This is a genomic window from Ruegeria sp. BC1, assembly GCF_056539305.1.
Genome location: NZ_JBQFUT010000003.1, coordinates 42,776 through 54,351 on the forward strand (window position 1 = coordinate 42,776; position 11,576 = coordinate 54,351).

8 protein-coding genes and 1 pseudogene are annotated in these 11,576 nt (G+C 58.0%); 5 read left to right on the forward strand and 4 right to left on the reverse strand.

Annotated elements, in window-relative coordinates:
- The first annotated feature begins 1 nt into the window (after window position 1).
- A complete protein-coding gene (locus ACR0IY_RS08425; RefSeq protein ID WP_480672177.1) occupies window positions 2–448 on the forward strand; it encodes a PACE efflux transporter in 447 nt (148 codons plus the stop codon).
- A gap of 514 nt (window positions 449–962) precedes the next feature.
- Here ACR0IY_RS08425 and ACR0IY_RS08430 read toward each other — a convergent pair.
- Complete coding sequence (locus ACR0IY_RS08430) at window positions 963–1,205, reverse strand: glycine zipper 2TM domain-containing protein (RefSeq protein WP_480672179.1); 243 nt, start codon at window positions 1,203–1,205, stop codon at window positions 963–965.
- Window positions 1,206–1,601: 396 nt separating this feature from the next.
- Window positions 1,602–1,904 carry an SH3 domain-containing protein gene (locus tag ACR0IY_RS08435; RefSeq protein ID WP_480672181.1) on the reverse strand — a complete coding sequence of 101 codons (303 nt, stop codon included), beginning with the start codon at window positions 1,902–1,904 and terminating at the stop codon, window positions 1,602–1,604.
- Window positions 1,905–2,074: 170 nt separating this feature from the next.
- Here ACR0IY_RS08435 and ACR0IY_RS08440 point away from each other — a divergent pair.
- From ACR0IY_RS08440 to ACR0IY_RS08455, 4 genes and pseudogenes are all read left to right on the forward strand, one after another.
- Window positions 2,075–2,799, forward strand: a pseudogene (locus tag ACR0IY_RS08440) (ATP-binding cassette domain-containing protein); the annotation flags it as partial.
- A gap of 106 nt (window positions 2,800–2,905) precedes the next feature.
- Entirely contained in the window at window positions 2,906–4,402 is a 1,497-nt protein-coding gene (locus ACR0IY_RS08445) for a trimethylamine methyltransferase family protein (RefSeq protein WP_480672183.1), read from the forward strand.
- Window positions 4,403–4,406: 4 nt separating this feature from the next.
- Window positions 4,407–6,824 (forward strand): GcvT family protein, encoded by a 2,418-nt coding sequence (locus tag ACR0IY_RS08450; protein ID WP_480672185.1) that lies wholly within the window; start codon window positions 4,407–4,409, stop codon window positions 6,822–6,824.
- A gap of 5 nt (window positions 6,825–6,829) precedes the next feature.
- Window positions 6,830–9,244 carry an FAD-dependent oxidoreductase gene (locus ACR0IY_RS08455; protein ID WP_480672187.1) on the forward strand — a complete coding sequence of 805 codons (2,415 nt, stop codon included), beginning with the start codon at window positions 6,830–6,832 and terminating at the stop codon, window positions 9,242–9,244.
- A 35-nt stretch (window positions 9,245–9,279) separates the two neighbouring features.
- Here ACR0IY_RS08455 and ACR0IY_RS08460 read toward each other — a convergent pair whose 3' ends face one another.
- Window positions 9,280–10,203, reverse strand: a complete 924-nt coding sequence (locus tag ACR0IY_RS08460) for a GlxA family transcriptional regulator (RefSeq protein ID WP_480672189.1) — start codon at window positions 10,201–10,203, stop codon at window positions 9,280–9,282.
- Window positions 10,204–10,309: 106 nt separating this feature from the next.
- Window positions 10,310–11,569: an aminotransferase class V-fold PLP-dependent enzyme gene (locus tag ACR0IY_RS08465; RefSeq protein ID WP_480672190.1), complete on the reverse strand. Its 1,260-nt coding sequence runs from the start codon at window positions 11,567–11,569 to the stop codon at window positions 10,310–10,312.
- Between the last annotated feature and the right edge of the window lie 7 nt (window positions 11,570–11,576).

Here is an 11,576-nt window from a genome sequence, read left to right on the forward strand (position 1 = left end):
AATGTCGGACAAAGTCAACTTGAGATCGGGGAAAGATCGTCTTCGCTATACAATCAGCTTTGAACTGTTGCTGATGGCGATATTGGTGCCCCTTGGAGCGGCGTTTTTCGACAAACCGGTTACTGATATCGGGGCCCTTGGAGCGGTTCTTGCAGGCAAGGCGATGCTGATAAACGTCCTGTATAACTGGGTCTTCGACAGGATTGATGCCCGTGCCGGTCGCGTGGCCAGTGAACGCTCGCACCTAGGACGAATATTGCACGCGATTGGCTTTGAGGCGTCGTTGGTCGTAACATCACTTCCTATTTTCGCTTGGTGGCTCGGCATCGGGCTATTGCAAGCTCTGATGACCGACTTAGTCATCACGTCTTTCGTCGTTTTCTATACCTATGTCTTCACATTGGTATATGACAGGGTGTTCCCCTTGAAAACCAATCCGGTTTTGTAGCTTCTGTAAGACGGGTAATTGATGAAGTGCCTGAGACAGGGGCGCATCCAGCAAACGGGCTAACGTTTCGGCTTAAAGGTACGCAATACCTGCCGTAACCCCGGGTGTACGGAACCGTGTTTCGATACCAGGATCAAACACGCTCGGGGCTTCCACAATCGTCGGGTCGATATCGGCCAGGATTGTCAGCTTCGATTTGTCGAGCTTAGGACCGACCGCAGCAGGCATCCATTGCACCATTTGGCCGGAAACCCGGCAGAACACTTCAAACCGGAGTCCGTAAAGAGGTTTTGGTCTCCAGAGTTTACGGCTACTCGAATGAAGCATATGTGACCTGAATGCCGTGTCTGGCCTCAAAATCAGATCGGAAGTTACAAACATGGGTTCACCATGTCCCCATGGGCTTGCCAGCTATCGTATATACGCGCAGCATCCAAGCTCAACGGTGATGTTGCCATTGAGCTTGATGCCGGAACTCGAAAAATCGCACGCTAATGCTAATTGTCTCTTTTCGTCAGTTACACGCTGATTGACCTGCGTACATTCCAAGTCCAGCACCGGCTGCCGTTGCAAGGGTCTTGCCCGAGCCTGCACCAATCTGGTTGCCCAAAACGCCACCAATGGCTGCGCCCCCCAGGATACCAGCAGCACACCGAGCGTCACTTTGTGCTTGAGCCTGCGTTGGCGTCGTCGGGGCACCACATGCCGCCAAGAGCAATGTACCACCAAGCAGGCAAGCTAACGTTGTCTTCTTCATGTCAGTTTCCTTACGTACAATCGCGTATAGCGATCTTTAGTTTCCAGACATGTAAGTTCTGCCGAGCCACTCTCCAACCCGTACGCGGCCCGGACGCAAAAACCCGCCTACAGGCCGGGCAAATCATCGGCAGAGTCATCGAACTTGGGGTACAAAGACAAACCCACCTTGCCAGCTTACTTATCCTTAGCAGATCGCTCAAAAGGCCCGATTTTTGCGGGGCTGAGGCCGGCTTGCTTGACGTACACTCAACGTGAGCACAACACCCCGATTAAACTCCTTTTCAGGCCCGTGAACTTGACGAACTTTCCGATTGATGCGGCCTGCAAAGCCTTATTGGCGTTTTCTAGCACCAATCATGATCGCCGTTAAAATGCGGTACCAACCCCTTTTGGATTAAATTTTTCGCAAATATGCCCATGAGACATATCCCTTTAACCCACGCGCCCGTTTCAAGGAAACCCGGCACCAACGAGTGCCGCCGGTCTGCTCGCAGCTGTGCACTCGTAACGCGGTTCCATTTGGAAGGCCAACGATCACGTTGAACCCTATTCCAGGTCCAGCTCGCAATTTCAGCATTTCCCCATCATCAACGCCAAAAACTTCGTATTTTCCAAGTGAAGCCGCCGTGGCAGGTTCAGCGTTAATCAACGCATTTAGAAGGAATACCGCCAATGGGGTAAAAATTGCACTACGCATCACAAAAACCTGCTTGTTGCCTCAAATACAATCGTAGCGGATCAATTCAATAAGAGGAACTACCCGAAGCGTAAAAGCGCAGAAAGCGGATTGCGAGAAGGCCTGATCAAACCCCTACCCATTGAAGTGTGCACGTCGCGCGTAATGCGTTTCCTTGATTGAACGAAAACGCCCTGCCCAATGCCGCGCGTCCTCTGGTTGCGGAGTTTGGGCTACGGCTTTGCTTTGTTTTCCTGACGATCTCGGCCCTATCCTTTCTGGGTCTTGGCATTCAACCTCCGTCGACGGACTGGGGGTCGATGGTGCGAGAAAACGCCTCGCTGATCACCTTTGGGGATCTGACACCGCTGATTCCGGCTGCGGCCATAGGATTGCTGACCGTGGCGGTGAATTTCATCGTCGACTGGATGCTGCACAAAGAAAGCGGCCTTAAAGGGCGCAAGCTGACCGAGGAAATCCGCGCCTTACTGGATGATATCGAGCTGGAGCCGGATCAATACATCAACCGTTTGCCCTCGGAATTGTCGGGTGGGCAAAAACAGAGGATCGGGATCGCGCGCGCGTTGGCAGCCGGGCCGAAACTGGTGATCTGCGATGAGGTGACCTCGGCGCTGGATCAACTGGTGGCCGAAGGTATCCTGCGGCTGGCGGACAAGCTGCAGCAGGAACATAACCTAGCCTATATGTTTATCACCCATGATATCTCGACCGTGCGGGCCATTGCCGATGAAGTGGTGGTGATGCAGCACGGCAAAATTTTCGAGCAAGGTCCGAAGACACAGATATTCTCGCCCCGTACTATCCCTACACCGATCTTTTGCTGTCTTCGGTTCCGGAAATGGATCCCGGCTGGCTAGATCGGGTACTGGCCGACCGCGCCGCAAAACGGGCCTGACGGTTTAGTGTGAAAATCGTTCACGAAAAACTGCAAATAATGGAATTGAGCTAATCACTGGCCCTTCCTAAGATGCGTGAGAAAACACTTCACTGAGGACGCGTTTATGCGGCGAACACGAACAAAACGGGCGGCAAAATCCGCCACGCCACAGATGACTTTGCCGCCCGTAGGCGGTCGTTTCATGCCACTGGACGGCAGCAAACTGGCCCACATCACCGATACTGCATTCAACATTCTCGAGCGTATCGGTGTGTCCGGAGCGCCTGACGATATTCGCACGCTGGCAATGGAAAACGGGGCAACCGCACGGGATGATGGGCGCATAACCTTCCCGCGAGCTTTGGTAGAAGACATGATTGCCAATGCCTGCAAACGGGTTGAGCTTCCGGGATTTGTCCGTGACCGCGGGATCGAGGTTGGCGGCGGCCGGGTGCATATCGGAACCGGTGGAGCCGCCGTTCAGATTCTGGATGCTGCGACTAACACGTTCCGGGACAGCATCTTGCAGGACCTCTATGGCCTGATGCGGATTGTGGATGCCAGTGACTGCATCCATTATTCCCTACGTCCGGTGGTGGCGCGCGACTTGGAAGACCCGCTGACACTGGATATCAACACCGCCTTCACAGCAATGAAGGCAACCTCGAAACCCATAGGCACCAGTTTCTTTGAACCGGCCAATGTGACACCGGTGATCGAAATGTTCGATGTGGCCCTAGGCGGGGAAGGTGCGTTCCGCAAGCAGCCCTTCTGTTTCGCCTCTGTCTGCCATGTTGTGCCGCCTTTGACTCTGGCCGAGGAAGCCTGCGGCGTGATGCAGGAATGCGTACGGTTGGGGATGCCCCTGCAAATCTGCTCGGCAGCGCAAGCAGGGGCGACTAGCCCGGCCTCACTGGCCGGTGCTCTGGCGCAGGGTCTGGCGGAATCACTGGCCGGTTTGGTGCTGGTCAACATGATGCAGCCGGGCTTCCCCTGTATCCTCGCCTTCCTGCCCTTCATTTCCGACCTGCGCACTGGGGCGATGACCGGCGGATCGGGCGAGGCTGCAGTGGCCAATGCTGCTGCCGCGCAACTGTTGTTGAACCTCGGCCTGCCTTCGACCGTCTCGGCTGGCATGACCGATGCCAAAACGGTGGATGCGCAGTCAGGATACGAAAAGGGCTATACCATCGCTTTGGCCGCGCAGGGCGGAGCTGACATGATCAACCTGTCCGTGGGTATGCTGGGCTCGATCATGGCCGCGAGCAAAGAGGCGCTGGTGATCGACAACGACATGTGCGGCGCGATCCTGCGCACCGTACGCGGGGTCGAAATGTTCGAAGGCTCGATTGATCTGGATATCATCGAAGAGGTTGTCACCGGTGAGGGTCATTATCTGGGCACCGCCCAGACGCTGGACCTGATGACCAAGGAATATGTCTACCCATCCCTCGGCGATCGCCAGAGCGTCAATGATTGGCTGGAAAGCGGTGCTCAAACGGTCTGGGACCGCGCCATAGCCCGCGTCGCCGAGATCGAGACGCAACCGGCGCCGTCTCACCTGCCTGCCGAGGTCGAGACCACTCTGCGCGCCCGCCTGCCTATCCATCTGAAAGATTAAGACCATGAAAAGCCATGCCAAAGTTGTGATCATCGGGGGCGGAGCGGTCGGCGTCTCGACACTCTATCATCTGGCCAAAGCCGGTGTGACCGACACCCTGCTGATCGAAAAGAATGAGTTGACCAGCGGCTCAACCTGGCACGCGGCGGGCAATATCCCGACCTATGCCAACAGTTGGGGTGGGATGCGCGCAGGCAATTATGCCTGGCGTCTGTACAAGGATCTGGCCGAAGAGGTCGACTACCCGATCACCTACCGCCATACCGGTGCATTCTGGCCCGCCCATACGCAGGACCGCATGGACCTGTTCCGCCACCTTGTCGGAATCTCCAAAGGGTTGGGCTATGATATGGCCATGCTGACCCCGTCCGAGATGGACGACATGCACCCCTATTTCAGCTCGGGTGACAGCATAATCGGCGGGATTTTCGACCCGTATGAGGGCGATGTGGACCCGTCGCAGCTGACCCAGGCACTGGCAAAAGGCGCGCGGGATCAGGGCGCGCAGATTGCACGGTTTACAACGGTCACCGGCATCAGTCGCCGCGCTTCTGGCGAGTGGGAAGTGCAGACTGACAAGGGCAATGTGATCTGTGACATCGTGATCAACGCAGGTGGCTATTACGGCCGCGTTGTCGGTGAGATGGTCGGCCAGAAACTGCCCGTCATCTCGCTGGAGCATCAGTATCTGGTCACGGAAAGCCTGCCCGAGCTTGAGGCTAACCCCGAGAACTTCCCCCTCATCCGCGACCCGGACATTATGTATTACCTGCGACGCGAGCGGAATGGGCTGCTGTTGGGCTCTTACGGTCACGAAGGGCGGCCCGCATGGCTGGACGGGATGCCCGATTGCTTTGCCAACCAGCTCTATCCCGATAGCGTTGATGACATCGCCGAAATTCTCGAAGCCGCGTTGGAACATGTGCCGCTATTGGGCGAAGCTGGTGTCAGCCGTTTTGTAAACGGCCCAATTCCCTACAGCCCCGACGGCGCACCGCTCTGCGGCCCAGCTTTTGGTTTGCCGAATTTCTATCATGCGTGCTGTTTCCCTGTGGGCATCACTCACTCGGCCGCTGCGGCGAAAACCCTGACCGAGTGGATCACCGAAGGTGAAACCGAATGGGACATGTCTTTTTGGGATCCCCGTCGCTTTGGTGAGGAATGGGCAACGTTTGACTACACCGTCAAACGGTCCAGCGAACTTTATGGGCACCAATACGCGATCCCTTACCCGCATCGCCTGTGGAAATCGGGGCGTCCGGTGCAGACGACACCGCTCCACGACACGCTGAAGGCAAAGGGCGCGGTGTTCGGACAGGTCGCGGGGTGGGAGCGCACCTTCTGGTTCCAGACCGCTGACGTCAAGGATGACGGCCAGCTCAGCTTTCATCACGAAGCTTGGCACGATGCGGTCAAAGCCGAATGCGAAGGCGTGCGCGACCGGGTCGGCGTGATGGATCACGGCGGCTTCACTCGGTATGAGGTTCAAGGACCAAAGGCCACCGAGTTCCTCAATCATGTCTTCTGCGGCGCAATGCCCGCCGTTGGTCGGGTCAAGCTGTCCTATATGCTGACCCCCAAGGGCAAGATTTGGTCCGAGGCCACGATTGCCCGGCTGGACGAGAACAAATACCTGCTTTGCGGCCCCACTCTGGCTGATCAGCGCGACCACGACTGGATGTCCAAATTCCTGCCGGATGAAGGCGTGACCCTGACCCGAGGCTCCGACTTTGACGCGGCACTGATGGTCATGGGGCCGAAATCCCGCGAGGTGCTGCAACCGTTGACCGAGGACGATTTGTCTAAGGAAAACGCTCCGTGGATGTCCGTGCGCGAGATCACCATCGCAGGTGCTCCGGTGATTGCCCTGAGGGTTTCCTATGTTGGAGAGCTGGGCTGGGAGCTGCATCTACGCAGCGCCGATCTGGTCCGCATTTATAACTCCATCATGGAACAGGGCGCAGATCAGGGCATCGTTGAATTTGGCTCTTATGGGTTGAATGCGATGCGGCTTGAGAAAGGCTATCATGGATGGGGTGCGGATTTCGGTATCGAATACACCGCATTCGATGCAGGTCTGGATCGTTTCGTCAGCAAGAAAAAGGACAGCTTTGTCGGCCGCGAAGCATTTCTGGCGCAAGCTAACCAGCCGAAAGATTTTCACTTCACCGCCTTTGTGCTGGATGGCCACGGAGCGGATGCCCTGTCTTCTGACCCGATCTGTCGCGATGGCAAGCCGGTGGGCTATGTCAGTTCGGGCGGCACCGGGTTCCGCATCGACAAGCGGATTGCTCTGGGATACCTGACCGAGGTCGCCCAGCCCGGAGATGTATACCAGATCGAAGTGCTGGGTGTTCCGGTCAATGCGACCGTGTCCACTGTGCCGTTTTACGATCCTGAAAACGACCGGCTGCGGGGATAAGAACCATGGCCAAACCTCTCCCGACCGACGTGCAGGTCGCGATCATCGGCGGCGGCATTGTCGGCTGCGCCACCGCTTACCACCTCGCTAAAGCAGGCTGGTCGGTTGCTCTGTTCGAGCGCAAGAAACTGACCTCAGGCACAACCTGGCACGCCGCCGGGCTGGTCAGCGAAACGCAGGGCGTTCCGGTTATGTCGGCGCTGGCGAAATACGGCCTCGACCTGATGGAAAGCCTTGAGGATGAAACCGGCCAGAACACTGGCTTCAAACGCAACGGCTCGATGACCGTGGCGCTGACCGAGGCGCGTATGGAAGAGCTGCGCCGTAAGGTCGATTTTGCCAATGGCAGCGGGTTGTGCGCAGAAGAAATCAGTCTGACAGAGGCGCAGGATCGCTGGCCACTCTTGTCCGTCGAGGGCGCAATGGGTGCCTTCTGGTTCCCCGGTGACGGCTACACCAACCCGATCGACACCACGATGGCTTTGGCCAAAGGCGCGCGGACACATGGCGCGCAGATTTTTGAAGACACCAAGATCAACCGCGTCGTGATCGAAGGCGGCCGGGCGGTTGGTGTAGAGACAGCCGAAGGACTGGTCCGCGCCGAGCATGTAGTCAATGCCACCGGCATGTGGGCCCGAGAATTCGGGCTGACTCACGGGGTGCAAATCCCTCTGCACTACACCAACCACTACTACGTGGTGACTGATCCAATTGAAGGCGTGACCGGCGATCTGCCCGTTCTGCGGGTGATGGATGAATACGCCTATTACAAGGAAGACGCGGGCAAGCTGCTGATTGGCTGCTCGGAACCCAACGCGACTCCGTGGCTGCCCAAGCATGGCCTGCCCGAGACGTTCGAATTCGACGAACTGCCCTGTGATGAAGAACACCTCTACCCCATTCTCGAAGCGGCGATGGAGCGGGTTCCGGCGCTGGAAGAATCCGGCATTCGCAAGTTCTTTAACGGGCCAGAGTGTTTCACCCCGGACGCCAGGCACTATCTAGGCCCAGTCCCGGATGTGACGAGCTATTGGGTCGCCGCCGGGTTCAACTCGACTGGCATCCAAAACGGCCCAGGCGCGGGCAAGGCGCTGGCCGAGTGGATCATGGCCGGCCACATGACCATGGATCTGACCGATGTGGACAGCCGCCGTATCGTTCCGGGGCTGAATGCCCGCAGCTACACAGCAATCAAAGCTGCTGAAACCCTTGGGCATGCCTATGCGATGCATTGGCCCTATCTGCGCAAAACGCAGGCGCGCGGCTTACGTCGGACCCCCTACAACACCCATCTGCGCGACGCGGGTGCGCAATTCGGCAGTGCCAACGGCTGGGAACGACCGCTCTATTACGGTCGCGAGATGACCGACGGGTTCGGGCGCGAGCCATGGTTCGACGACTGGCAGGCCGAGCATCAGGCGCTGCGCACCGATCTGGGCTGCATCGACCTGACTTTTGGCCGGTTCATCGTGGACGGACAGCACGCCCAAGCGCAGATGCAGCGGCTCTGCGGGGCCAATATGGCGGTTGCGCCGGGTGCTCTGGTCTATACCCACATGTTCAACCCCCAAGGCGGGATCGAGGCCGACGTGACCGTCGCGCGCCTGAGTGCAACCCGATTCATGGTCATGGGCTCTGCCGGGGCAGAGCCGCAGACCGAATATTGGATGAAAACACAACTGGCGGGCACCGGGGTTTCGGTGGTCAATGTCACCTCGTCCGAGGCCACATTGGCCCTGATGGGCCCGCGCGCACGGGATTTCCTGGCCGGATTGACCGATACCGACCTGTCGAATGAGGCCTTCCCTTTTAGCTCATGGCAAGCGCTACATGTGGGTCACGCCCCGGCGCGGGCGCAGCGGATCACCTACGTCGGAGAGCTGGGCTGGGAACTGCACGTTCCTTCTGAGTTTGCCCAACAGGTGTTCGAGACGATCATGGCCGCCCCGAATGTACCACGTCTATGCGGCGGTATGGCGGTCGACTCATGTCGGATTGAAAAAGGGTTCCGCCATTGGGGCCACGATATCGGTCCCTTTGACAACCCGGTAGACAGCGGCCTGACCTTCGCCTGCGATTTTGCCACAGAGTTCACTGGAAAAGAGGCCGTACAGGCGCGTAAATCAATAGGCGCGACAAGCCGTCTTCTGTCCTTCCGGTTGGAAGACCCCGACGCGCTGGTTTTTGGCAAAGAACCCGTTCTGTGTGACGGTCAGATCGTGGGGCGGCTGACCTCGGCCAGCTATGGCTGGACCGTGAGCAGCGCCATTGGATTGGGCTATGTCACCCGGCCTGAGCGGGTGCAAATAAAAGACCTCGCCGCGCGCGGCTATCATGTGATGGTGGCTGGGCAGCCTGTTCCGGCACAGGCCAGCCTGCGCCCGCTATACGATCCGGAAAACGCCCGGATGCGCAGTTGAGCCTGCCGGCCAAGACCTTCAGAACGGCCTCGTCACTAGGGGCCGTTCTGTTCTGCATGTGGCGACAGACCGAATTGCTTTCGGTACAATTTCGAGAAATGGCTGACTGAAGAAAACCCGCAGGCGATGGCGACATCGATGACGCGCATGTCGGTCTGTTGCAGCAGCATCCGTGCCCTCTCCAGCCGCAATTCCGTCATATAGTTCTTGGGCGTGCTGCCCATGTAGCGCGCAAATAGCCGTTCAAGTTGCCGCGTTGATAGGCCTGCCTGATCCGCGATCAAAGAGGTTGGGAGAGGATTATCCAGACAGTCCTTGATAACGGCCACGGCTTTCGAGAGTTTCTTGTTCCGGTGTTGCAATCGGCAAACGTCCGTCATGGTCTGGCGGCTGCTGACTGATCGTATAGAAGCACAGAGCAAGTAATCCGCCACCTGGTTCGAGGCCTCAGCCCCGGCCTTTTGTCGGATCAACTCGGAAAACAGATCCAACGTCGCCGCTCCACCGCCGCAAGAAGCGATATTTTCTTCGGTTTCGTAGATGGTACAGGCAGAGTCCAGTTTCAGAAAACTTTCCTCGAAAATAGGCTGCAGGCGCCAATGAGCGCTGATCCTGCCCTCAACCGCCAGGCCGACGCGCGCCAGGAACAAAGCGCCCCCGCCTATCCCGCATAAGCGCGACCCAAGCCGGGCTGCCTGTCGCAGCCAGCCCGTGATCTTCTTGGATGGCGATTGCTGCTGCGCATCAAGTGCCCCGCACACAACGATGCAATCATCACGTCGGACATCCGGCAAATCCCCTTCTACGTCCACGGTCATGCCAGACGAGGACCGGATGGGATTCCCACCCTCGCTGACGATATGCCAATGGAACACGGGTTTGCCCAACGCAGTGTTGGCGGCAGCAAGCGAGTCGGTGCCGGATGCCAGATCCAAGGCGGAAAATCCCGGCAAAACCAAAAAAAGACAAATCGGTGCAGGTCGACCCGATCACCCCGGTTTACTCTGAGGTCCGTATCGAAGTGACCCACACTCGTTCTCCTGCTTCAGGTCAACACTTAGGCCGTCAGCCCTCCTGACCCAACACCTTGATCGCGCCCAGCAGGCGGGCAATCTCTTGTTCGGTGTTGTAGTGACAGAACGAAATGCGAATGCAGTCCGGCAGCCCAAGCGGTGTAAGGACGTTGCCCGAGTAGTGGTCGGCCTTGCGCACATGCGTTCGAATGCCCTGTTCGTTCAGGGTAGCGACTACATCTTCAGACGATTGCCCATCGACCACGATCGACACTAATCCTTCACGTGCAGGATTATCGGTTCCGGCCAGAATGGTCACGTGATCCATGTCGCGCAGACCCGGCAGGTTGCCGGTGCCATTGATTGCGGTCCGGGTCAGGTGGGTTTCATAGGCGTGGATGGCGCGCCCTGCGGCCTCGATGCGCGCCCGAGGTTCGGTTTCGTCAGACACTTCTCCGCCCAGCCAGTCGAAATAGGAGACCACATCCGAGACGGTGGCATACGAGCCGGTGTCACGGGTGCCAAATTCCCAGCCGGTGGCAGGGGCATCGATCAGCATGTCATGGGGCGTGGCGCTCAGCTTGTCGGAAATCCAAGCTATGCCGTAGCCGTGACGTGAAAAAACTTTGTAGGGCGAGATCGCGTAGCCGTCGACTTTGTAGTCATCCAGATCCAACTGCCCATGGGCCGCGTGCTGGATGCCGTCGACAATGATCATGCAGTCGGGTGAAACCGCCCGGATTGCGGACGAGATTGCGGCCACATCCATGCCCATGCCGGTAACGGGCGAAGCATGCAGGATTGTCGCAACCGCCACATCCGGCGTCATCAACGCGGTGTAATCCTCGGGCGTGACCAGCCCGGTCTCATTGTCGTGAGGCACGTTTACGTAGTCCAGCCCGGCAATCTCGGCCCAGCGGCGCGCCGCGCTGCGGGTGGCGGGATGTTCGATAGAGGATCCGATCACCTTTGCGCCCTTGGGTGCGGCCAAACAAGCGGTGCGGATCATGCGGAAAAGCAGCTCGGTTCCGCTTTCTCCGGCGAAAAACTGCCCGGTTGAGGCGTTCATGAACACAGCCAAGTCTTCCTTGGCCTTGTTGATCACATTCTGCGTGCCCTGCCCCGCCGGGTTGATGCGGCCCGGATTGTCCGGGATCGCAGCATAAAATGCCGAGGTCTCGGCCACCGATTTCAGAGTCAAAGCACCACCGGCGTTTTCGAAGAAGATACGCTCGCCCTGAAATGGGCAACTATCAACATGGGCAAACCGGTCACGAATGGCGTCGATAAGGGCGGGGTTGTCTTGGATCATGGGTCAG

What these genes read in the sequence shown, in the direction of transcription:
- ACR0IY_RS08425 (WP_480672177.1), top strand. Translation starts at nt 2, where the DNA reads ATGTCGGACAAAGTCAACTTGAGATCGGGGAAAGATCGTCTTCGCTAT.
- ACR0IY_RS08430 (WP_480672179.1), bottom strand. Translation starts at nt 1,205, where the DNA reads ATGAAGAAGACAACGTTAGCTTGCCTGCTTGGTGGTACATTGCTCTTG.
- ACR0IY_RS08435 (WP_480672181.1), bottom strand. Translation starts at nt 1,904, where the DNA reads ATGCGTAGTGCAATTTTTACCCCATTGGCGGTATTCCTTCTAAATGCG.
- ACR0IY_RS08445 (WP_480672183.1), top strand. Translation starts at nt 2,906, where the DNA reads ATGCGGCGAACACGAACAAAACGGGCGGCAAAATCCGCCACGCCACAG.
- ACR0IY_RS08450 (WP_480672185.1), top strand. Translation starts at nt 4,407, where the DNA reads ATGAAAAGCCATGCCAAAGTTGTGATCATCGGGGGCGGAGCGGTCGGC.
- ACR0IY_RS08455 (WP_480672187.1), top strand. Translation starts at nt 6,830, where the DNA reads ATGGCCAAACCTCTCCCGACCGACGTGCAGGTCGCGATCATCGGCGGC.
- ACR0IY_RS08465 (WP_480672190.1), bottom strand. Translation starts at nt 11,569, where the DNA reads ATGATCCAAGACAACCCCGCCCTTATCGACGCCATTCGTGACCGGTTT.